We start from the raw sequence: 21,679 nt of genomic DNA, 5'->3' as shown, positions 1-21,679 counted from the left end.
ATAGATTATGATGGTATCCATAATGAAAAAGTATATACCAATTGCTCTTTTACTTCTTTTAATTCTCGGAATCGCACCTCATTCAACAGTCAGCGCGGATGGAAATAATTTGTTTCTATCCGATTGTCTTGATGATAAAAAAGATTGTGAGGACGACGCTGAAATAGAAAGTGAAGATACGGTTGAGGCACCTACGTCCGATAGTACTTCTAAACCTTCGACTTTAGGGTCTTCAGTTGGAGATTACATAAAAACATTATTTGCTCTAGTTTTTGTCATTGGATTATTATACGCACTTCTAAAGTTCATAAATCGAAGAAATCGTCTGTATGATAAAACTCGACTTATGAAAAATATGGGCGGGATTTCATTAGGACAACATAAATCGATACAACTAGTTGTCATTGGTGAAACGTACTACTTGATAGGTGTCGGAGATGATATCCGGCTTTTAAAAGAAGTTACAGATGCAGATGAAATTGAAAAACTTACAGAGTTCTATCAAGATGACGCTGCACCACTTGCATCAGGGATACTTGAAAAAGTGTTGAATAAATTAAGTGGTAAAAAGAATCAGGAAAAAGAAGAATCAAGAGATGAACCAACCGAATTCAGTACGATTTTCAATACAAGAATCGACGAAATGAAAGAGGAAAGGAAACGGCAATTAAGCCGACTGACAGAAAAGGGGCGCAAAAGAGATGAATGATTTCGTCCAATTTTTCTCGGACAGTGATCCCTCAAATGTATCCACCTCCATTAAGATGATGCTTTTATTGACTGTATTATCTTTAGCACCGGCGATTTTAATATTAATGACTTCATTTGCACGTATTATTATTGTTTTGTCTTTTGTTCGAACAGCACTCGCGACACAGCAGATGCCACCAAACCAAGTGCTCGTCGGGTTAGCACTTTTTCTAACTTTCTTTATAATGGCACCGACGTTTTCTCAGGTAAATGATAATGCATTAAAACCTTTGTTTGCCGAAGAAATTACTTTGGAAGAGGCTTATGAAGAAGCGAGTCTACCATTAAAAGAATTTATGAGTAAACATACACGCCAAAAAGATATTGAGTTATTTTTAAGGTACAACGAAGTGGAACGTCCAGAATCATTAAAGGATATTCCATTAACAATGCTCGTTCCTGCATTTGCATTAAGTGAAATAAAGACAGCATTTCAGATGGGGTTTATGATTTTTATTCCATTTCTAGTAATTGACATGATTGTCGCTAGTATACTTATGTCGATGGGGATGATGATGTTACCGCCTGTTATGATTTCATTACCGTTTAAAATATTGTTATTCGTTCTTGTAGATGGATGGTACTTAATAATCAAATCGCTGTTGCAAAGTTTTTAGGAGGGGTTAAATTGACAGGTGAAATGGTTATATCTATAGCCGAACGAGCAGTCTCAGTCATTCTTATGACATCAGGCCCACTCCTTATACTTGCACTGGTAACCGGTCTTTCTGTAAGTATTTTTCAAGCGACAACTCAGATACAAGAACAAACATTAGCATTCGTTCCTAAGATTGTTGCCGTTCTTGTCGGAATTGTTTTCTTTGGTCCTTGGATGCTTAGCAGAGTTACAAGTTATGCAACAGATATATTTGAAAATCTTTCACGGTACATTGGGTGATTAAATGGAAGAATTAATACCGTCGCTCTCTGCTTACTTACTTATATTGACACGTGTTACTGCTTTTTTTGTAACGTTACCGCTATTTTCTTATAGGGCAATTCCAGCGACGCAACGAATTATTTTTGGAGCATTGTTTGCCTGGATGCTTGTCTATTCGATTGATGTACCTGGTTTAGAAGTCGATGGTACGTATTTAATTCTTGTCGTTAAAGAAGCCATAGTAGGTTTAACAATCGGAATCATCGCATTCATTATTATGGCAGCCATCCAAGTTGCGGGTGGCTTTATCGATTTTCAAATGGGCTTTGCTATTGCGAATATCATTGACCCACAAACGGGTGCTCAGTCACCACTTATGGGTCAGTTTTTCAACTCGCTGGCAATCCTATTATTACTTGCATTGAATGGGCATCATTTATTGCTCGATGGAATTTATTATAGTTATCAATTCATTCCAATTGATGAAGTGTGGCCTGCGTTTGGCAGTGCTGGAGTAGTTGAGTTTGTTATTAAAACATTTGCAGCGTCTTTTGCAATTGCTTTTCAAATGTCCATACCGATAGTTGCCACATTGTTCTTGGTCGATTTAGCACTTGGAATAACAGCTAGAGCCGTTCCACAATTGAATATTTTCGTCGTAGGTTTCCCTATAAAAATCGGGGTAAGTTTTATTGTTTTAACAATAACAATGGTTGTAATGATTGAAGTTATGAAAAAACTTTTCGAGTTTATGATCATAAGCATGAGGAATTTAATGGTTCTTCTTGGAGGTGGCTAGTATGTTGTTGCGGCTAGACCTGCAGTTTTTTGCAGGAGAGAAAACCGAAAAAGCCACGCAGAAAAAACGCCTCGATTCTCGAAAAAAAGGTCAAGTGTTAAAGAGCCAAGACGTCACGAGTGCTATTCTCCTTTTATCGATCTTTATGTTCCTGCTTTTTGGGGCAGCGTCAATGCGAGATCATTTTTTTAACTTTTTTTATCACTCATTTACAAAGTTTGTCCCTATGACGCAATATGATATTGATACCGTAATGATCATCTACACAGATGTTTTACTTGAAATGGCATTTGTTCTCTTACCAATTATGTTAATTGCGGTAGTTGCGGCGATTGCAGCAAACTTATTGCAATTTGGTATATTATTTACAGCAGAACCACTCAAGATGGATTTGAAAAAAATTGATCCGATTAAAGGATTAAAACGTATTTTTTCCATACGAGCCATTGTTGAATTAATGAAATCTGTATTGAAAATATCTTTCATTGGATCCGTTACATTTATTATTGTCTATACAAATATACACAAAGTTCTTGGATTAGCGTTTAAAAGTCCATGGGATATTATGACAACTGTTGGACAACTTGCAGTTATGATGGGAATTATTGCATCATTTGTACTCTTATTTATATCTATACTTGACTTTCTTTATCAGAAATATGACTATGAAAAAAATCTGAAAATGTCCAAACAGGATATTAAAGATGAACATAAAAACACTGAAGGGGACCCTCAGATTAAATCGCGCATCAAACAACGTCAGCGTGAAATGGCGATGCGTAGAATGATGCAAGAGGTTCCAAATGCAGATGTCGTCATTACAAACCCGACCCATTATGCAATTGCAATTAAGTACGATGATGGGAAGATGGATGCTCCAATTATTGTTGCAAAAGGTGTTGATTTTGTTGCACAAAAGATTAAGTTGATAGCAACAGAGCATGAAATAGTAACCGTTGAAAACCGACCCCTTGCTCGATCACTCTACGATCAAGTTGAAATAGGGGACCGTGTGCCAGAAGAGTTTTTTAAGGCAATTGCTGAAATACTGGCTTATGTGTATCGAATTCAGCGTAAAATTTGAACATAGGAAAGAAGGGATGGCTTGCAGTTAAAAGATATAGGTGTACTTTCGGCAGTCATTATGGTTGTAGCAATGCTCGTCATCCCACTTCCAACTTGGCTTCTTAGTTTCCTTATTATAATAAACATCACATTAGGATTAATGGTTCTTCTAACTTCAATGAATATGCAAGAAGCACTTCAGTTCTCAATATTCCCTACTTTATTACTCCTGCTTACCTTATTCAGATTAGGATTAAACGTATCAACAACTCGTGCAATTCTTAGTAATGGAGATGCAGGGGGCGTAGTTGAAACGTTTGGTACGTTTGTAACAGGTGGGAACGTCGTGGTCGGACTCGTCGTGTTCGTAATCCTTATTCTCATTCAGTTTATCGTTATAACTAAAGGTGCGGAGCGGGTTTCTGAAGTAGCTGCACGTTTTACACTTGATGCGATGCCTGGGAAACAGATGAGTATCGATGCGGATTTAAATGCGGGAATGATTTCTGAAATAGATGCAAGAAAGCGAAGAGAAAAAGTGAGCAATGAGGCAGACTTTTACGGTGCTATGGACGGAGCTACAAAGTTCGTAAAAGGAGATGCAATTGCTGGGATTATTATTGTTATTATTAACCTCCTAGTAGGTATGATTATCGGTGTTGTCCAAATGGGACTACCTTTTGCAGAAGCGGCAATGCTCTTCTCGCAATTGACAGTTGGGGATGGAATTGTATCTCAAATTCCGGCACTTTTAATATCAACAGCAACAGGTATTGTGGTAACCCGTGCAGCTTCTGAAGGCAACTTAGGTGCAGATATTACGAAACAGCTTTTTGGTCAACCAAAACTTCTGTATGTTGCAGCAGCAACTGTATTACTACTTGGATTAGCCACACCGATTAACGACATATTAACAGTTCCGATTGCACTGGCACTCGGAATTGGAGCGTTTGTTATGTCGCGTAAAGGGAAAGAAGATCCAGAAGAGTTGCTTGAAATGGAAGAAGAAATTGAGACAGATGAAATGAAAAGTCCAGAAAATATTATCAACTTACTAAATGTAGATCCTATTGAATTTGAATTTGGGTATGGTCTAATACCACTCGTAGATGCCACGCAAGGCGGAGATTTACTTGATCGAGTTGTAATGATTCGTAGACAATTGGCTATCGAATTGGGACTTGTTATACCAGTCGTTCGAATACGTGATAATATTCAATTACAACCAAATGAATACCGCATTAAAATTAAAGGAAGCGAAATGGCTAGAGGGGAACTGCTTTTAGACCATTATCTAGCGATGAGTCCTGGTGGAAATGATTCAATCGAAGGAATAGACACAATTGAACCATCGTTTGGGCTTCCTGCAAAATGGATTACAGAAAATGTGAAAGAAGATGCTGAAATTCTGGGATATACAGTTGTAGATCCTCCGAGCGTCGTCTCCACTCACTTAACAGAAGTGATCCGTGCCAATGCTAAAGAACTAATAGGTAGACAAGAAACGAAGCAACTTGTTGATCATGTACATGCAACATATCCGATTTTAATAGACGAGTTAACTCCCACACCACTTTCAATCGGAGAAATTCAAAAAGTTCTTGCAAAATTATTAGGGGAACATGTCTCAGTGCGTAATTTACCAATTATTTTTGAAACACTTGCGGATTATTCTAAATTTACATCAGATGTAGATGTATTAACGGAATATGTCAGACAAGCACTTGCAAGACAAATTACAAATCAATATGCCGCAACGGGACAGTCCTTAAAAGTACTTACTGTGTCTGGTAAGATTGAAAAAATGATTGCGGATAGTATCCAACAAACAGAGCAAGGAAACTATTTATCACTTGACCCTCAAAAGTCGCAGGAAATTCTAGAGTCAATTGCACAAGAAGTTGAACGTGTCGCATTAATGGACCAATCACCAGTGATTTTATGTTCACCAGCAATTCGCATGTATTTGAGACAAGTTACAGAGCGGTATTTCCCGCAAATTCCTGTTCTTTCTTACAATGAACTTGAAGCATCGATTGAAGTCCAAAGTGTTGGGGTGGTGGAGATTGCATGAAGATGAAACGATATACAGCAGATACCATGGTAAATGCGATGAAAAAAGTTCGAGTAGATTTTGGAGAAGATGCAATTATTTTAAGCTCTAATGTTGTTTATTCAAAAGGTTTTCTTGGTCTTTTTAAGAAGAAATCTGTTGAAGTAGTCGCGGGTTTTGATGAACCAATAAGTAAAAAAATCGAACCTATTCATTCACAACCTTCATTCCCTGTTGAAGCAATCAATACATCAACAATGGAATTGAAAAAAGAAATGGATGAAATGAAAAAAATGTTGAAAAACATTCGGCCTTCAACAGAATACTCTCGCTATCCGGATGAAATGCAGCAATTACTAGTCCATCTACAAACACAAGATTTAAATGAAAATACGATTACTAAAATTGGTGAAGAAATATACAGTCGAATGAAAATAGAGAAAAAGGATTTCTCGAATGAGGAACAACAAGAAATTGTTAGAGAAATTCTACTCAATGAAATCGGGCATAATCCTTTTGGAGGTATATCCTTTACTAAGAAATACATCAATGTTCTTGGACCTACCGGAGTCGGAAAAACAACGACAATTGCTAAAATTGCCGCTCGTGCATTACTTGAGAAAAAGAAAAAGATTGGTTTTATCACAACAGATACATATCGGATTGCGGCAATTGAACAATTACGGACATATGCAAACTTATTGCAAGCGCCAGTTGAAATTGTTTATAACAAGAAGGATTTTGAATCCGCATTGGAAAAGTTTTCGGAGTTGGATTTAGTATTTATTGATACTGCAGGTAGGAATTACAAAGAAACAAAATTTGTAGAAGACCTCATCCAACTGGTGGACTTTTCACTAGATATGGAATCCTTTTTAGTATTATCTATGACTTCTAAAGAAGAAGATATGAGAACGATTGTTCAGCAGTTTAGATCCTTTCCAATTGAAAAATACATTTTCACCAAGATGGATGAAACCGGCTCGATTGGTCCTATGTTTAATCTCATTAGTGAATTTAACATTGGAGTGGCCTATCTAACAGACGGACAAGAAGTACCAGAAGATATAACGGAAGCAGATGCTGAAAAGCTTATATTGATGCTTCTAAAGGATCCCCGTTATGCATGATCAAGCGGAAAAACTTAGACGTCAGATGCTGAAAGCTCAGGAACCATTAGCTAGATCAATTGCAATTGTCAGCGGAAAAGGCGGTGTTGGAAAATCCAACTTTTCGACCAACTTTGCTTATGCACTTCGTTCATATGATAAGAAGGTACTTATTATAGATATGGATATAGGTATGGGAAACATTCATATTTTACTTGGAATGACCCCGAACAACAGTTTACGAGATTATCTATCTGAAAGTAAGGAATTAGCTGAAGTGATTAATAAAGCTCCTGAAGGATTAGATTTTATATCGGGTGGGTCTGGATTGAATTCAGTAATGGAATGGTCGGAAGAAATGTTTGAACGACTGATTACTGCTTTTGAATATTTGCAAACAGAATATGATTTTATTCTATTTGATATGGGTGCGGGGGCAACTCAACATGTTATAGATTTGGTTCTTGCTGTTGACGAAATTATTGTCATCTCGACAACGGAACCAACATCGATTACAGATGCCTATTCAATGATGAAATTCATTTGCTTAAGAGACCCTGATAAACAATTTCATATAGTTGGGAATCGAGTATCTAAAAATGATGAGGGTACTGATACAGTTACAAGACTACAGTTTGCTATGCGGAAGTTTTTGGATAAGGAAACAACAATTTTAGGATTGTTACCAGAAGATGGTTCTGTCCATAAAGCGGTTCTTGCTCAAAAACCCTTTCTGCTTCTATTTCCAAATGCTCCAATCTCGAAAAAGATTAAATCCATTGCTTCTACTTTTGTTGAATTCGAAACTACTGTAAATCTTGAAAATAAACAACGATTTCTTGGTAGGCTGAAAAATATGTTTAGGAAGGGACATGGATGATTTGGAAACAGGCAAAATTAAGAAAGCATTAGTTGTTGATGATTCGGCATTCATGCGAAAATTGATCAGTGATTTTCTAAGCAAACATCCAAATATTGAAGTGATTGGGACTGCTCGTAATGGTAAAGATGCAATTGAAAAAGTGAAGTTATTAAAACCTGATGTTGTTACGATGGATGTTGAAATGCCTATTATGGATGGTCTTGAAGCCCTTAAAGAAATTATGGCAAATCATCCTGTACCTGTAGTTATGCTCTCGAGTACGACAAAAGAAGGTGCTGAAAACACCATGCTTGCTATGGAGTACGGTGCTGTAGATTTTGTCGCGAAACCAGGGGGAGCAATTTCACTGAATTTGAAAGATATAGAAGAAGAAATCGTTGAAAAAGTTGCTGCAGCATCAGGTGTCCATATTTCTAAACTAACTAGAACTCACAAACCTAAACCTGTTCAAAAATCTGTGGTTGCAACTCGAAAAGAGACTGTAAGTCAAATCGCAAAACCTTTAAAACCGAAGATAAATAAAAATAAGGGTGTATTCGTCAAAAACGCAAAGACGTTTGTTATAATAGGTACATCTACAGGGGGACCGAGGGCTCTGCAAGCTGTGCTTACAAACTTGCCAGCTGAATTTGCCGCACCGATATTAATTGTTCAACATATGCCGGTTGGTTTTACGAAGTCTTTAGCAGATCGCCTAAATACGCTTTGTACTATACATGTTAAAGAAGCGGAGAATGGCGAACCGATACTTAATGGAACTGCTTATATTGCTCAAGGTGGTAAACATTTGAAAATGAAAAAGTTGGGTCAATCTTATTTTATTCAGCTCGATGAGATTGAGCCTTCTCGTTCAGGGCATAGGCCAGCAGTTGATGTACTTCTAGAATCAGCTGCTGCGATAAAAGAACTGAATTATTTAACAGTTATTATGACCGGCATGGGATCCGATGGTAAAGTAGGAATGGAAGTACTTAAAAAGAATGGTCAAACGCTTACAATTGCAGAATCGGCAGAGACATCTGTTGTTTATGGAATGCCGAAAGCGATTGTTGAAGCAGGGCTCGCTGATGAAATAGAAGATTTGCAAGATATACCGAAAAAAGTTATGGGTATTTTAAAGTTTTAAGGGGGCGAAAAGATGGATACAAGTCAATACTTAGATATGTTCATTGAAGAAAGTAAAGAACATCTTCAATCATGTAATGAACATCTTTTAGAACTAGAGAAAAATCCTGAGGATCTTGCAATTGTAAATGAAATATTCCGTTCAGCTCATACATTAAAGGGAATGTCTGCAACGATGGGATACTCTGACATCGCCGACTTAACACATACTATGGAGAATATCCTTGATGCCATTCGGAACAATAAATTAAAAGTTACGACAGAGATTTTTGATGTTGTTTTACAAGCAGTAGATTACTTAGAAGAAATGGTATTGGATATTGCTGCAGGCGGTACTGGGAAAAAAGATGTACGTCAAGTTGTTGAAGTTTTGAATCGGATTGAATCGGGTGAAAAAGCAACAGCTGATTCTCAGTCTGCTGCGGAAGCTTCAGCAACAGTAGTTGATGATGATCTCCATCAAGGCACTGAACTTCATTATGATGATTTTGAAATTACCGTCCTATCGCAATCGTTTGAACAAGGATATAAAGCTTATGAACTAACTGTTCGTTTACGTGACGATTGTATATTAAAAGCCGCAAGAGCCTTTATGGTGTTCGAAATACTGGAGAAGTCTGGCGATATTATTAAATCCATACCTAATGTTCAAAAACTTGAAAATGAAGAGTTTGATGAAGAATTTGTTGTGGTTTTAATTACAAAAGAAGATGTAAAGGTAGTTCAAGCCAAAATAATGAAAGTTTCTGAGATTATTGAAGTACTTGCTGTTCCTATTACAAGTGAGTCATTATTGCTAGGAAAAAGATCTAGAGATGACGTACAAACAAGCGATACTAATATGGCTGTTGCTAAAGATTCGAATAGTCCAGCGGTGTCAACACGCGCCGCATCTTCAGGAAACAAAACAATCCGCGTGAATATTGAAAGACTTGATGACTTAATGAACTTGTTTGAGGAATTGGTAATTGACCGTGGACGTTTAGAATCGATTGCAACTGAAATTCACAATACTGAACTTACCGAAACAGTGGAACGAATGGCACGGGTTTCAGGTGATTTGCAAAGTATTATTTTGAACATGCGTATGATTCCAGTGGAAACTGTCTTTAATCGGTTTCCAAAAATGGTTCGACAACTCGCACGCGACTTGGACAAGAAAATCACTTTAGATATCGTTGGTGCAGAAACTGAATTGGATCGTACAGTCATTGATGAAATCGGAGATCCACTTGTACATCTTATTCGTAATGCATTGGATCATGGAATTGAAACCCCGGCTGAGCGTATTGCAAAAGGAAAACCAGAAGAAGGTACGGTTACGTTAAGAGCTTATCACTCAGGAAATCATGTGTTTATAGAACTTCAGGACGATGGTGCAGGTGTTAATCGTCAAGCTGTTCTTAAAAAAGCTTTATCTAGCGGCATAATTACTGAAGAGGTAGCAGAATCATTAACGGACCGACAAGTAGCTGAGTTGATTTTGGCTTCGGGCTTTTCTACAGCTGAGAAAATATCGGATGTATCTGGTCGTGGTGTAGGTTTAGATGTTGTGAAAAGCACGATTGAATCACTCGGTGGTTTCATTTCAATTGAATCCAAAGAGGGTGAGGGATCGTTGTTCCAAGTACAGCTTCCACTTACGCTTTCCATTATTTCTGTGATGCTCGTTAAACTTGCGAAGGAAATTTATGCAATCCCGTTATCGTCGATTATTGAAACTGCAATCATTCAAACGTCGGACATCATGAATGCGCATAATCAGAAAGTAATTGATTTCCGTGGAAGTATTGTTCCGCTCGTTAACTTAAAGCAAATTTTTGAAATGCCGAACTCAGATACAGATGATGGATTCCAGTCTGTTATTATCGTTCGAAAAGGTGGGAAACTTGCAGGACTTGTTGTTGACTCATTTATTGGACAACAAGAAATTGTTCTCAAATCACTTGGTAACTATTTGAAGAGTGTATTTGCGATTTCCGGAGCAACGATTCTTGGAAATGGACAAGTCGCCCTTATTGTCGATTGCAACGCATTAATCAAATAAGTGGGAGTGAAAAAAATGACTGAAACAATACAACAAACCGATATGAAAGTCGTCGTCTTTGAATTAATGGATAAAGAATATGCAATAAAAGTCGATGTTGTTCATTCAATTGAAAAGCTAATGTTAATTACTAGAATTCCGAAGACACCTAGTTATGTTCGTGGTGTTATTAATTTAAGTGGACTTGTCACTCCCATTGTTGATTTACGGGATCGTTTTGGAATTGAATTGAAAGAAGTAGATGATCAAACCCGAATTATTATTGTATCGTTAGAAGAGTACAATGTAGGTTTAATAGTAGATGCTGCAAATGATGTAATGGACATCCCTATCGAGCTAATAGAAGCACAGCCTGAAGTCGTTGGGACCGTAGAATCTGAATTTATTTCTGGCGTCGCCAAGGTCGGTAAACGACTTCTTGTGATGCTCGATTTAGATCGAGTATTGGAACCTATTAAGCAGGTGGCTTCTGATGAGTTTTGATACACCAATCACCGATATGCACCTTGATGTACTTCGAGAAATTGGTAATATCGGTGCTGGAAATGCAGCAACTGCTCTTTCTCAAATGCTTGACCGTAAGATTGATATGCGTGTGCCCAAAGTAGATTTAGTTTCTTTTGAGGGTATGTTTGATCTTGCTGGAGGCGCTGAGGAAATTGTTGCAGGTATTTTTCTGCGTATTGAAGGAGACCTTTCAGGCAGTATGTTTTTTGTGTTGTCTATAGAAAGTGCGAATCGTTTTATTCAGAAATTAATAGGTGATATAACTTTTGATTTTAACTCTCCGCCTTTTTCAGAAATCGGGATTTCCGCAATGCAAGAACTTGGAAATATTCTTTCAGGTTCCTATCTATCCGCCTTATCAGACTTTACTGGTTTGAAAATATATCCAACAGTCCCTTCACTTGGGGTAGATATGGTCGGAGCAATTGTTAGTTTTGGTTTAATAGAAATATCTCATTCAAGTGACGAGGTAATTGTTATTAATACTGAAATCAGTGAGGAAAGTACAAACGGCACAGAAAGTATAAATGGACATTTTTTCTTGTTACCAGATCCTTCTTCATATAAAACGATTTTTAAATCGCTTGGTGTAATGTAATATGGTTACATTGAAAGAAGTTATTCGAGTTGGAATTGCTGATATGAATATTGTGAAAGAGCCGGAAACGATTCGAACTTCTGGACTTGGTTCTTGTGTTGGAGTTGTATTGTATGACCAACATAAAAAGATTGCGGGTTTACTACATGTTATGCTGCCAGACTCAAGCCTTGCAAAGAACGGCAGTATCAATGTTGCAAAATTTGCAGATACGGGTATTTACGGTTTAATGGAGTTATTAAAACTTGAAGGTGTACGTCCAATGTCACTAAAAGCGAAGATTGCCGGTGGTGCACAAATGTTTCAATTTGGATCTAGTGATACGATTCGTATCGGACCGCGTAATATAGAAGCGGTTAAAAATGAATTGAAACGGTTGTCCATCCCAATAGTTGCAGAGGATGTAGGCGGATCCAGTGGCAGAACAATCGAGTTCGATCCATCTACGTCGATGCTCTCCATTCGAACTGTAAATAAAGGAACTGTAGAAATTTAATTGAATGTACTTGGATGCCAAATAACTAAAAAACTAATGTTGAATTCTTAAGTCTAGATTAGAAATTTGAGGTGTCTGAATAGTTCAGACGCCTTTTTTCGTCAATTTTTGCTATAATAAAGAATAAGAACTATCGGAATCATCATGGAAGGTGAGGTATTCGATGTCAAAACAGGTTCAAATGGATGAAACCGAGTGTTGGAATCGCTGGATAAATGACAGGGATCCATACGCTGGAGATTTGCTCGTTCAAAAGTATATTCCACTCGTCACTTATCACGTGCAGCGAATCAGCTCAGGTTTACCAAGTAACGTATCCAGAGATGATATTCAAAGTCTTGGACTTCAGGGACTTTTTGATGCACTTACAAAGTTTGACACCGGGCGAGATTTGAAATTTGAAACGTATGCTTCCTTCCGAATCAGGGGTACAATCATTGATGGACTGCGAAAAGAAGATTGGTTACCAAGAACGTCTAGGGATAAAGCGAAAAAACTTAAAATTGAAGTTGCAAAATTAGAACAGGTTTTGATGCGTCATGCTGAGCCTGAAGAAGTTGCCGTTCATATGGGGATAACTCTAGATGAGGTTTTTCAAATAATGCATGAACATTACTTTTCGAATGTATTATCGATAGATGAAAAAATGAATGATGATGAAGAGGACGGAGTAAATTCATTTGTAATAAAAGATGAGAATACTACTTCACCAGAACAAGAGTTGGTTAAGACTGAACTGATTGGTGATTTAGTAAATAAAATTAAAGAGTTAAATAAAAATGAACAACTGGTTTTAAATTTGTTTTACACAGAAGAACTGACATTAACACAAATTGGTGGCATACTCAGTTTGTCTACTTCTCGGATTTCTCAAATACATTCAAAAGCATTGTTTAAGCTGAAGGAATGGCTTTCTCCTGAAATACTCGATGGAGGGATATTATGAGTTTAAAGGGAATTGAACTTCAAATTGCGATACCTAAAACATTTGAAGCTGGAAAGGTAGCAGAACAAAAACAACAGCAATCTCAGTTGAATTCAGATCAGGCAAACGCCCTAACGGAACGACAAACATTGAAAAATCGAGAAACAGTGTTGGAAACAACTGAATATGCAAAAATGGATTCGAATAAGAAAAAGGGTGACGATTCACATCATCAAGAAGAGCGAGAGCGAAATAAAGAAGAGGAAAAGAAAACGGTACATCCTTACAAAGGATCATTCGTTGACTTTACGGGTTAATTAAAATGACAATTGTCTTTTTAATCATAGTATTTATGCTGCAAATTATCGGTTTTTATTTTTTAGCTTTATTGTATACAAAAGTTTCGAAATTTGACGACCTTGAGAAAAAACAGAGAAAATTAATGGAGCAAATGGATGACTCAATCGCTGCTTATTTATCTGAGATGCAAGACGAGAATAATAGACTGATTCAACAACTCTCTGCAGTCGAGTTAACTAAAGAGAGTGAGGAAAAACCGACTCCACCATCGGTTGTGAAGACGTCCGAGCCTATCAGAGTGAAAATACCTTCTACACCAATGAATTTAGCGATAAAGTCTTATGGGAAAAATTCGACGTCGCCTTCTAAGATTGAAGAAGTTGAAATGGACGATCGGACAAAAGTACTTCGACTTCACGATGAGGGACAAACTATTGAAGAAATCGCTAAAGCACTAGGTAAAGGAAAGACAGAAGTAGAACTAATTTTGAAATTTAAGTAGGACATATTGCAAAAAGGAATTTCATGTGTTATATTATCTTATGGTATTACTACACACGTGCAAGGACATTGAGAATGGTGCCGAGAGGTCATTTCAGTGGATGATTTGTACGGAGGAATTTAACCAAACAGGAGGAATTATAAAATGGCAGTAGTCTCAATGAAACAATTACTCGAAGCAGGTGTACATTTCGGACACCAAACACGTCGTTGGAACCCGAAAATGAAGAAGTTTATTTTCGTGGAACGTAACGGTATCTACATTATCGATCTTCAAAAAACGGTAAAACTTCTTGAAGAAGCATATTCATTCATGCGTCAAGTTGGAGAAGATGGTGGAAAAGTTCTTTTTGTTGGTACAAAGAAACAAGCACAAGATGCGATTAAAGAAGAAGCAGAACGTGCAGGAATGTACTATATTAACCAACGTTGGCTTGGTGGTACACTTACAAACTTCGGCACAATCCAAAAACGCGTAGCACGTATGAAACAAATTGAGCGTATGGAAGAAGACGGAACGTTTGAAGTGTTACCTAAAAAAGAAGTTGGTAAGTTGAACAAAGAGCACGAAAGATTAGTTAAATTCCTAGGCGGAATCCGGGATATGAAAGCAATTCCAGACGTAATGTTCGTCGTTGACCCACGCAAAGAGCGTATTGCGGTCGCTGAAGCAATTAAATTACACATTCCTATTGTAGGAATCGTTGATACAAACTGTGATCCAGACGAAATCGATTATATCATTCCTGCGAATGACGACGCGATTCGTGCAGTAAGACTTCTTACAAGCAAAATGGCTGACGCTTTGCTTGAAGCTAGACAAGGCGAAGAAGAAGAAGTTCAAGAAGAAGAAACAGTTACAGTTAAGTAATTGTTTTAAATAACCTTTAGTAAATAAAAGACGATAAGTGGCTATATCCTCTTATCGTCTTTTTCTAGCAATAGATGACAAAGTTTGGAGGAATGGAAAATGACAGTGAAAATAACAGCTCAAATGGTAAAGGAATTACGCGAAAAAACGGGTGCAGGTATGATGGATTGTAAAAAAGCATTAACATCCGTAAATGGTGATTTGGAAGCAGCAATTGATTTCTTACGTGAAAAAGGACTTTCTAGTGCTGCAAATAAGGCAGATCGTATCGCTGCTGAAGGTACTACGTATATTCTTACTGAAGGAAACGAAGCAATTCTTCTAGAAGTAAATGCTGAAACTGATTTTGTTGCTAAAAACGAAGGATTCCAAGTTCTTGTTAAAGAACTTGCAGAGCATCTTCTAAAAACAAAGCCAGCTAATGCTGAAGAAGCACTTGAAACAAAAATGTCCAACGGTCTTTCAGTTGCAGACCAAATTTCAAATGCGATTGCTAAAATTGGTGAGAAGTTAACACTTCGTCGTTTTGAAATTCGTACAAAAACAGATGCTGACTCATTCGGTCCTTATTTGCATATGGGCGGGCGTATTGGTGTTCTTGTTGTATTAGAAGGATCTACAGATGAGCAAGCGGCTAAAGATATTGCTATGCACGTAGCTGCACTCAATCCGAAATATGTTTCACGTGATCAAGTTTCAGAAGAAGAAGTTGAGCGTGAGAAAAAAGTTCTTACTGAACAAGCCCTAAACGAAGGCAAGCCTGAAAACATTGTTGCAAAAATGGTTGAAGGTCGTATTGGTAAGTATTTTGAAGAGATTTGTGTGCTAGATCAATCATTCGTCAAAAACTCTGATCAAAAAGTTGGAGACTTTGTGAAATCTACAGGCGGTACTTTAAAAGAATTCATACGTTACGCAGTTGGCGAAGGAATTGAAAAACGCGAAGAAAACTTTGCGGACGAAGTAATGGGCCAAATTAATAAATAATATACTGAATGAGGAACACACTTTGGTGTTGTTCCTCATTTTTGAGAAATCTGAATAAATGGAGGACACACATGGGCAACCCAAAATACAAAAGAATCGTTTTAAAAATAAGCGGTGAAGCACTTGCTGGTGAACAAGGTTTCGGTTTATCACCCGACATTATCAAATCCGTTGCTATGCAAATACAAGAAGTCGTCGATTTAGATGTTGAAGTCGCAGTAGTCGTCGGTGGTGGAAATATTTGGCGTGGTAAAGTTGGCAGCGAAATGGGAATGGACCGAGCGACAGCAGATTACATGGGAATGCTCGCAACTGTTATGAATTCTCTAGCTCTTCAAGATTCCCTCGAAAAATTAGGTGTTGAAACTCGAGTATCTTCTTCTATTGAAATGAGACAAGTTGCTGAACCATACATACGTCGTAAAGCGATACGCCATCTTGAGAAAAAACGTGTGGTTATATTTGCAGCTGGAACGGGAAATCCTTACTTTTCTACAGATACAACAGCAGCACTTAGAGCAGCAGAAATTGAAGCAGATGTAATTCTTATGGCTAAAAATAATGTAGACGGCGTGTACTCCGCAGATCCAATGATTGATAAAAATGCAGTTAAGTATTTAGAACTGTCGTTTATTGATGTGATTAGCCAAGGTCTGGAAGTAATGGACTCCACTGCTTCAACTTTATGTATGGATAATGATATACCTTTAGTTGTGTTTTCTATAATGGAAAAAGGAAATATAAAAAGAGCCGTACTTGGTGAAGCAATCGGGACGGTCGTCAGGAGGAATTTGTAATGTCGAATGCAATATTGAATGAAGCGACAGACAAAATGGAAAAAGCGATTAGTGCTTATTCACGTGAACTTGCAAGCATACGGGCAGGGCGTGCGAATGCATCTATGCTCGATAGAATTACTGTTGATTATTACGGTACACCAACTCCAATCAACCAAATGGCTGGTATTTCAGTACCAGAAGCACGTCTATTAGTCATCCAACCATATGATAAGTCAATTCTAGGTGACATTGAAAAAGCAATAATGAAATCCGACATAGGTATTCAACCATCCAATGACGGTACAGTTATTCGTCTATCTGTCCCAGCATTGACAGAAGATCGACGGAAAGATCTCGTAAAGACTGCCAAAAAAGAAGCAGAAGAAGCAAAAGTCGCAATTCGTAATGTTCGTCGTGATGCGAATGAAGAAGCTAAAAGACTTGAAAAGAACGGTGAACTTACGGAAGATGGTCTACACCGAAATGGTGATGACGTCCAAAAACTAACTGATTCTTATATAAAAAAGATTGATGATATGGCAAATGATAAAGAAATTGAAATCATGGAAATCTGATAGAAGAACTTTCTATATTTTGAGACGTCCTTATTTCAGGGCGTCATTTTTTATTTAATGATTTTTAACTAGTCTTACGAATTGAGTCGTTGGAATATATTCTTTATAAAGTGTCCAACTTTGTGATAAATCTAAACAACTACATATTGTGTAAGTAGAGTAATTCTACTAAAGACTGTCTTTTAAACATAAAATTTAAATGAAATCTATTGTCTAATTTGGTACGATAGATAGGACTTGCTCCAAAAAGTAATCGAGTGGAGGAAACAATATGCTAGGAAAACTAATGCGAAAAAAACCGATTGTGCAAGAGGTTACAATGTCGGACCAAATCGCTTTGTTAAAAAGTAGAAAGATTCCTGCCCATGTAGCAATAATTATGGATGGTAATGGCAGATGGGCAAAACAGCGTAATTTGCCAAGAGTTGCTGGGCATCACGAAGGAATGAAAACGGTCCGTAAGATTACTCGAACTGCAAGTGATCTTGGCATAAAAGTGTTGACACTTTATGCGTTTTCTACAGAAAATTGGAAACGTCCAAAAGTAGAGATTGATTTTCTAATGAAGCTCCCTGGAGAATTTCTAAGCACTTACCTCCCCGAACTTATTGAGCAAAATGTTAAAGTAGAAATGATTGGTAACTTTAGCATGTTACCAGACCATACTAAAGATGCAATACGAAAAGCTATGGAAGCAACTGCTGATAACAATGGAATGACACTTAATTTTGCGATGAATTACGGAAGTAGGCGCGAGCTCGTTGAATCTGTACAGAAAATCGCGAGTCTTGTTGCAAAAGGCCAATTGGCAATAGAGGATATTGATGAATTAGAAATTGAGTCACATCTCATGACAGCCCATTTACCAGAACCTGATTTGCTAATCCGAACAAGCGGCGAGGTTAGACTTTCTAACTTTATGTTGTGGCAGCTTGCCTATGCAGAGCTTTCATTTACAGATGTATTATGGCCGGATTTTGATGAACTGTGTATGTTCGAGGCCATCAAGGACTTTCAATCGCGAATTCGCCGATTTGGAAGTGTGGAAGGGGAGAAGGAAGCTTGAAACAACGAATTATAACGGCAGCTATTGCATTGGCTTTTTTCGTTCCAGTTATAATTATTGGAGGGCTGCCGTTTACGATTGCAATTTATTTAATTGCCACAATAGGACTTTTTGAAATTTTACGTATGAAAAACCTTAAATTGTTCTCGTTTCCAGGTTTGATAACTTGGGTAATATTAGCTGTGCTTCTTTTACCGGTAACTTGGAATAACTGGATTTTTAATGAACTTGGTTATACCAAAATTGAGCTCGCCTTCGCAGGTGTTCTCCTTTTACTAATATACACAGTTGTTGTTAAAAATGAATTCACGTTTGACCATGTCGCATTTTCGATACTTGGGGCATTGTACGTTGGTATTGGTTTCTATTATTTAATCGAAACTAGAATGTTTGGCATTCATTATGTTGTCTATGCTTTCATAGTTATTTGGATGACGGATACCGGAGCTTATGTAACAGGAAGAAAATTAGGTAAGCGAAAATTATGGCCTGAAATATCACCTAATAAAACCGTTGAAGGATTTGTTGGAGGAATCATTTGGGCCATTACGTTCGCATGTATTTTTCAATATTTCGTACCTGTGGCTTCTTCATACCCGATACTTATAGTTGTTACGATCATTGCGTCCATTGTGGGGCAACTCGGTGATCTTGTCGAATCTGCAATTAAAAGGCATTATGATGTAAAGGATTCGGGAAATCTCCTCCCGGGGCATGGTGGAATACTGGACCGATTTGATAGTCTTCTTTTCGTTTTGCCGTTACTTCATTTATTGCATTTCATTGGATAAAGGAAAGGGTGGCATTATGCGAAGAAAAATTAGTCTATTAGGCGCTTCAGGATCTATTGGAACACAGACAATGGATATTATTAATTCAAATCCAGAAAAGTTTGAACTCGTATCTTTTTCAGTTGGTTTGAATATGGATAAGGTAAGGGAAATTGCTTCTGTACATTCACCGAAAATTGTTTCGGTAATGAGATTTGAAGATGCAGTTCTATTAAAGTCCGAGTTTCCAAAGATTGAATTTGTACATGGAGACGAAGGACTTGTTGAAGTAGCAGCTTTTGCGGGTGCGGATATTCTTGTAAATGCGGTGATTGGCAGTGTAGGACTGAGACCGACACTACAAGCGATTCGCGCGGGAATTACGATTGCGATATCCAACAAAGAGACACTTGTTGCTGCTGGAGATATCGTTATGGCGGAAGCGCGTAAGTACAATGTGCCACTGCTTCCTGTAGATAGTGAACATTCTGCACTTTTTCAAGCGCTAAACGGTGAAAACATTGATCATGTATCACGCCTTATTTTAACAGCATCTGGTGGAAGTTTTAGAGATTTAACAAGAGAAGAACTGTCAGGAGTTACAGTCGAACAAGCCTTAGCTCATCCAAACTGGTCAATGGGTAACAAACTTACAATTGACTCTGCTACGATGATGAATAAAGGTCTTGAAGTAATTGAAGCACATCACCTTTTCGGTATACCATATGATAAAATCGATGTTTTGCTCCATAGAGAAAGCATCATCCATTCAATGGTGGAATTTGAAGATACGAGTGTTATTGCGCAGCTTGGATCACCGGATATGCGCGTACCTATTCAATATGCGCTAACATATCCAGAACGTTTAACGATGCAAAATCCAAAACCATTACGTCTTGAAGAAATTGGGAAACTTCATTTTGAAAAAATGGATTTCCAGCGATATAAGGCGCTTGCACTTGCGTATGCTGCAGGTAAAGAAGGTGGGACAATGCCTACAGTAATGAATGCGGCAAATGAAATAGCTGTTGGTTTGTTTATGTCAGGTAAAATTCCATTTTTGAAAATAGAGGACTTAGTGGAACGTGCAATGAATAATCACCAGACAACTTCGGTACCTAATTTAGAAGCAGTACTAGAAGTCGATTCGCTCACTCGGAAAATGGTTTATGGTATGGTAGAATAAGCTATTGGATAAACTCGTTTGGATTAAATTGAACGAACCTTCTTCAATGGTCTGAAACAGTATTGCTTGAACGTATTTAATATCGGCTAAAATGGAAATCTGAATTTCTGTTTACAAAGCCAGCTAAGGTGGTTTTTTATGGAGACTGTAATTGCGTTTATAATCATTTTCGGTTCCCTTGTCTTTTTTCACGAATTAGGGCATTTCCTATTCGCTAAAAGGGCTGGAATTATGGTGCGTGAATTTGCAATTGGAATGGGCCCGAAAATTCTAGGTATTACAAAAGGTGAAACATTGTACACTGTTCGACTATTACCTTTGGGTGGATATGTTCGGATGGCTGGAGAAGATTTAGACAAGATTGAACTTCAACCCGGCTTTCGTGTAGGACTTACGTTCACGGAAACTGGAGAAGTTAAAAAGGTTTATTTAAATCGCAATGTCTCTAATCCAGATGTCTTGTTTTTAGAAACGGAATCATCCGATTTTGATAAAGAACTTTTTATCGAAGGATACAATGACGATGGTGAACTAGTTCGATTTGATATTTCTAAAACCGCTGTCGTCGTAGAAAAAGGGGTAGAGACAATAATCGCTCCTTACGACAGACAGTTTGACTCGAAGTCTCTTGGACATCGGGCAATGACTATTTTTGCGGGACCGTTGTTTAACTTCATTCTTGCTTTCTTCATCTTTTTGGCAATCGGTTTAATTCAAGGTGTTCCGACCGTTCCTACTAATGAGCCCATTATTTCAGATGTGAATAACGATGGCCCGGCAAGTAAAGCTGGAATGGAAAAAGACGATTTTGTTAAAGAAGTGAATGGTGAGCCAGTTAAGACTTGGACTGAATTTGCGGAAATTATTCAGGCCAATCCTGAAGTACCACTTAAAATTCAAGTAGAACGCCGAACTGATCTTGTTCTCCTTGAAGTGATTCCGAAGAAACTTACAGAGGCTGGAAAAGACTATGGCCAAATTGGAGTTATCTATGCGGACCCAGTTGAAAAGAATGTTTTAAAAGCATTTTACTTTGGTGGGGAACAGACTGTATTATGGTTTAAACGAATTTTTGAGTTGCTTGGAATGCTTGTAACAGGGAAGTTTACATTAGATGATTTAAATGGCCCTGTTGGTATTTATAAGGCGACCGAAACGGTTGCACAGTTTGGTATCTTCAGCTTAATGAACTGGGCAGCAGTGCTAAGTATTAACCTAGGAATTATGAACTTACTACCACTCCCAGCACTCGATGGTGGTAGATTATTATTCTTCCTTTTTGAGGCTGTGCGAGGTAAGCCAATAGATCGACAAAAAGAAGGTATGGTTCACTTTGTTGGGATTATGTTGCTTATGGTCCTGATGCTCGTAGTTACTTGGAATGATATTCAAACATTCTTTTTTTAA

General features: G+C 37.7%; 24 protein-coding genes. All 24 read left to right on the top strand.

What is annotated here, in order from left to right; all coding sequences use genetic code 11:
* Nucleotides 1–7 precede the first annotated feature (7 nt).
* The 24 genes from ACFSFY_RS11680 to rseP all read left to right on the top strand — a co-directional run bounded on the left by ACFSFY_RS11680 (nucleotide 8) and on the right by rseP (nucleotide 21,679).
* Nucleotides 8–709, top strand: a complete 702-nt coding sequence (locus ACFSFY_RS11680) for a flagellar biosynthetic protein FliO (RefSeq protein WP_381538222.1) — start codon at nucleotides 8–10, stop codon at nucleotides 707–709.
* The gene (gene fliP / locus ACFSFY_RS11675; protein WP_381538221.1) at nucleotides 702–1,367 is read left to right on the top strand and encodes a flagellar type III secretion system pore protein FliP; all 666 of its coding nucleotides are present in this window, start codon (nucleotides 702–704) and stop codon (nucleotides 1,365–1,367) included. The genes ACFSFY_RS11680 and fliP overlap by 8 nt, the downstream gene beginning before the upstream one ends.
* 11 nt (nucleotides 1,368–1,378) lie before the next feature.
* Entirely contained in the window at nucleotides 1,379–1,648 is a 270-nt protein-coding gene (fliQ, locus tag ACFSFY_RS11670; protein WP_381538219.1) for a flagellar biosynthesis protein FliQ, read from the top strand.
* A 4-nt stretch (nucleotides 1,649–1,652) separates the two neighbouring features.
* A complete protein-coding gene (fliR, locus tag ACFSFY_RS11665) occupies nucleotides 1,653–2,429 on the top strand; it encodes a flagellar biosynthetic protein FliR (RefSeq protein WP_381538217.1) in 777 nt (258 codons plus the stop codon).
* A gap of 1 nt (nucleotide 2,430) precedes the next feature.
* On the top strand, nucleotides 2,431–3,513 hold the full coding sequence (gene flhB, locus ACFSFY_RS11660) for a flagellar biosynthesis protein FlhB (protein ID WP_381538215.1): 1,083 nt from the start codon (nucleotides 2,431–2,433) through the stop codon (nucleotides 3,511–3,513).
* A gap of 21 nt (nucleotides 3,514–3,534) precedes the next feature.
* Nucleotides 3,535–5,568: a flagellar biosynthesis protein FlhA gene (gene flhA, locus ACFSFY_RS11655; protein ID WP_381538213.1), complete on the top strand. Its 2,034-nt coding sequence runs from the start codon at nucleotides 3,535–3,537 to the stop codon at nucleotides 5,566–5,568.
* Nucleotides 5,565–6,677: a flagellar biosynthesis protein FlhF gene (gene flhF / locus ACFSFY_RS11650; protein ID WP_381538211.1), complete on the top strand. Its 1,113-nt coding sequence runs from the start codon at nucleotides 5,565–5,567 to the stop codon at nucleotides 6,675–6,677. The genes flhA and flhF overlap by 4 nt, the downstream gene beginning before the upstream one ends.
* Nucleotides 6,670–7,536 carry a MinD/ParA family protein gene (locus ACFSFY_RS11645; RefSeq protein ID WP_381538209.1) on the top strand — a complete coding sequence of 289 codons (867 nt, stop codon included), beginning with the start codon at nucleotides 6,670–6,672 and terminating at the stop codon, nucleotides 7,534–7,536. Before flhF ends, ACFSFY_RS11645 begins: the two co-directional genes overlap by 8 nt.
* Nucleotides 7,529–8,665, top strand: a complete 1,137-nt coding sequence (locus tag ACFSFY_RS11640) for a protein-glutamate methylesterase/protein-glutamine glutaminase (RefSeq protein ID WP_381538207.1) — start codon at nucleotides 7,529–7,531, stop codon at nucleotides 8,663–8,665. Before ACFSFY_RS11645 ends, ACFSFY_RS11640 begins: the two co-directional genes overlap by 8 nt.
* A 12-nt stretch (nucleotides 8,666–8,677) precedes the next feature.
* Nucleotides 8,678–10,711 (top strand): chemotaxis protein CheW, encoded by a 2,034-nt coding sequence (locus ACFSFY_RS11635; protein WP_381538205.1) that lies wholly within the window; start codon nucleotides 8,678–8,680, stop codon nucleotides 10,709–10,711.
* Nucleotides 10,712–10,726: 15 nt separating this feature from the next.
* The gene (locus ACFSFY_RS11630) at nucleotides 10,727–11,194 is read left to right on the top strand and encodes a chemotaxis protein CheW (protein ID WP_381538203.1); all 468 of its coding nucleotides are present in this window, start codon (nucleotides 10,727–10,729) and stop codon (nucleotides 11,192–11,194) included.
* Entirely contained in the window at nucleotides 11,184–11,816 is a 633-nt protein-coding gene (locus tag ACFSFY_RS11625; RefSeq protein ID WP_381538202.1) for a chemotaxis protein CheC, read from the top strand. Before ACFSFY_RS11630 ends, ACFSFY_RS11625 begins: the two co-directional genes overlap by 11 nt.
* 1 nt (nucleotide 11,817) lies before the next feature.
* Complete coding sequence (locus ACFSFY_RS11620; protein ID WP_381538200.1) at nucleotides 11,818–12,312, top strand: chemotaxis protein CheD; 495 nt, start codon at nucleotides 11,818–11,820, stop codon at nucleotides 12,310–12,312.
* Between the two features lie 163 nt (nucleotides 12,313–12,475).
* Complete coding sequence (locus ACFSFY_RS11615; RefSeq protein ID WP_381538198.1) at nucleotides 12,476–13,258, top strand: FliA/WhiG family RNA polymerase sigma factor; 783 nt, start codon at nucleotides 12,476–12,478, stop codon at nucleotides 13,256–13,258.
* Nucleotides 13,255–13,554: a hypothetical protein gene (locus ACFSFY_RS11610; RefSeq protein WP_381538196.1), complete on the top strand. Its 300-nt coding sequence runs from the start codon at nucleotides 13,255–13,257 to the stop codon at nucleotides 13,552–13,554. The genes ACFSFY_RS11615 and ACFSFY_RS11610 overlap by 4 nt, the downstream gene beginning before the upstream one ends.
* Nucleotides 13,555–13,559: 5 nt before the next feature.
* A complete protein-coding gene (locus ACFSFY_RS11605; RefSeq protein WP_381538194.1) occupies nucleotides 13,560–14,039 on the top strand; it encodes a DUF6115 domain-containing protein in 480 nt (159 codons plus the stop codon).
* Between the two features lie 144 nt (nucleotides 14,040–14,183).
* On the top strand, nucleotides 14,184–14,909 hold the full coding sequence (rpsB, locus tag ACFSFY_RS11600) for a 30S ribosomal protein S2 (RefSeq protein ID WP_381538192.1): 726 nt from the start codon (nucleotides 14,184–14,186) through the stop codon (nucleotides 14,907–14,909).
* A gap of 105 nt (nucleotides 14,910–15,014) precedes the next feature.
* Nucleotides 15,015–15,896 (top strand): translation elongation factor Ts, encoded by an 882-nt coding sequence (gene tsf, locus ACFSFY_RS11595; protein ID WP_381539059.1) that lies wholly within the window; start codon nucleotides 15,015–15,017, stop codon nucleotides 15,894–15,896.
* 71 nt (nucleotides 15,897–15,967) lie between these two features.
* Nucleotides 15,968–16,693, top strand: coding sequence for a UMP kinase (gene pyrH / locus ACFSFY_RS11590; protein WP_381538189.1), 726 nt, complete (start codon nucleotides 15,968–15,970; stop codon nucleotides 16,691–16,693).
* Nucleotides 16,693–17,250, top strand: a complete 558-nt coding sequence (gene frr / locus ACFSFY_RS11585; protein ID WP_381538187.1) for a ribosome recycling factor — start codon at nucleotides 16,693–16,695, stop codon at nucleotides 17,248–17,250. Before pyrH ends, frr begins: the two co-directional genes overlap by 1 nt.
* Before the next feature lie 271 nt (nucleotides 17,251–17,521).
* Nucleotides 17,522–18,316 carry an isoprenyl transferase gene (locus tag ACFSFY_RS11580; RefSeq protein WP_381538186.1) on the top strand — a complete coding sequence of 265 codons (795 nt, stop codon included), beginning with the start codon at nucleotides 17,522–17,524 and terminating at the stop codon, nucleotides 18,314–18,316.
* Nucleotides 18,313–19,107, top strand: coding sequence for a phosphatidate cytidylyltransferase (locus tag ACFSFY_RS11575; RefSeq protein ID WP_381538184.1), 795 nt, complete (start codon nucleotides 18,313–18,315; stop codon nucleotides 19,105–19,107). Before ACFSFY_RS11580 ends, ACFSFY_RS11575 begins: the two co-directional genes overlap by 4 nt.
* A gap of 16 nt (nucleotides 19,108–19,123) precedes the next feature.
* A complete protein-coding gene (dxr, locus tag ACFSFY_RS11570; RefSeq protein ID WP_381538182.1) occupies nucleotides 19,124–20,272 on the top strand; it encodes a 1-deoxy-D-xylulose-5-phosphate reductoisomerase in 1,149 nt (382 codons plus the stop codon).
* A 138-nt stretch (nucleotides 20,273–20,410) separates the two neighbouring features.
* The gene (gene rseP / locus ACFSFY_RS11565; RefSeq protein ID WP_381538180.1) at nucleotides 20,411–21,679 is read left to right on the top strand and encodes an RIP metalloprotease RseP; all 1,269 of its coding nucleotides are present in this window, start codon (nucleotides 20,411–20,413) and stop codon (nucleotides 21,677–21,679) included.

The organism is Sporosarcina siberiensis, from assembly GCF_042681925.1.
In the GTDB taxonomy this organism is placed as follows: Bacteria; Bacillota; Bacilli; order Bacillales_A; family Planococcaceae; genus Sporosarcina; species Sporosarcina siberiensis.
This window is presented reverse-complemented; position numbering and strand designations above follow the sequence as displayed.

Bases quoted from the DNA above. Each gene is read 5' to 3' on its own strand.
- ACFSFY_RS11680 (WP_381538222.1), top strand. From the start codon at position 8: ATGATGGTATCCATAATGAAAAAGTATATACCAATTGCTCTTTTACTT.
- fliP (WP_381538221.1), top strand. From the start codon at position 702: ATGAATGATTTCGTCCAATTTTTCTCGGACAGTGATCCCTCAAATGTA.
- fliR (WP_381538217.1), top strand. From the start codon at position 1,653: ATGGAAGAATTAATACCGTCGCTCTCTGCTTACTTACTTATATTGACA.
- flhB (WP_381538215.1), top strand. From the start codon at position 2,431: ATGTTGTTGCGGCTAGACCTGCAGTTTTTTGCAGGAGAGAAAACCGAA.
- flhF (WP_381538211.1), top strand. From the start codon at position 5,565: ATGAAGATGAAACGATATACAGCAGATACCATGGTAAATGCGATGAAA.
- ACFSFY_RS11645 (WP_381538209.1), top strand. From the start codon at position 6,670: ATGCATGATCAAGCGGAAAAACTTAGACGTCAGATGCTGAAAGCTCAG.
- ACFSFY_RS11640 (WP_381538207.1), top strand. From the start codon at position 7,529: ATGGATGATTTGGAAACAGGCAAAATTAAGAAAGCATTAGTTGTTGAT.
- ACFSFY_RS11635 (WP_381538205.1), top strand. From the start codon at position 8,678: ATGGATACAAGTCAATACTTAGATATGTTCATTGAAGAAAGTAAAGAA.
- ACFSFY_RS11630 (WP_381538203.1), top strand. From the start codon at position 10,727: ATGACTGAAACAATACAACAAACCGATATGAAAGTCGTCGTCTTTGAA.
- ACFSFY_RS11625 (WP_381538202.1), top strand. From the start codon at position 11,184: ATGAGTTTTGATACACCAATCACCGATATGCACCTTGATGTACTTCGA.
- ACFSFY_RS11620 (WP_381538200.1), top strand. From the start codon at position 11,818: ATGGTTACATTGAAAGAAGTTATTCGAGTTGGAATTGCTGATATGAAT.
- ACFSFY_RS11615 (WP_381538198.1), top strand. From the start codon at position 12,476: ATGTCAAAACAGGTTCAAATGGATGAAACCGAGTGTTGGAATCGCTGG.
- ACFSFY_RS11610 (WP_381538196.1), top strand. From the start codon at position 13,255: ATGAGTTTAAAGGGAATTGAACTTCAAATTGCGATACCTAAAACATTT.
- ACFSFY_RS11605 (WP_381538194.1), top strand. From the start codon at position 13,560: ATGACAATTGTCTTTTTAATCATAGTATTTATGCTGCAAATTATCGGT.
- rpsB (WP_381538192.1), top strand. From the start codon at position 14,184: ATGGCAGTAGTCTCAATGAAACAATTACTCGAAGCAGGTGTACATTTC.
- pyrH (WP_381538189.1), top strand. From the start codon at position 15,968: ATGGGCAACCCAAAATACAAAAGAATCGTTTTAAAAATAAGCGGTGAA.
- frr (WP_381538187.1), top strand. From the start codon at position 16,693: ATGTCGAATGCAATATTGAATGAAGCGACAGACAAAATGGAAAAAGCG.
- ACFSFY_RS11580 (WP_381538186.1), top strand. From the start codon at position 17,522: ATGCTAGGAAAACTAATGCGAAAAAAACCGATTGTGCAAGAGGTTACA.
- dxr (WP_381538182.1), top strand. From the start codon at position 19,124: ATGCGAAGAAAAATTAGTCTATTAGGCGCTTCAGGATCTATTGGAACA.
- rseP (WP_381538180.1), top strand. From the start codon at position 20,411: ATGGAGACTGTAATTGCGTTTATAATCATTTTCGGTTCCCTTGTCTTT.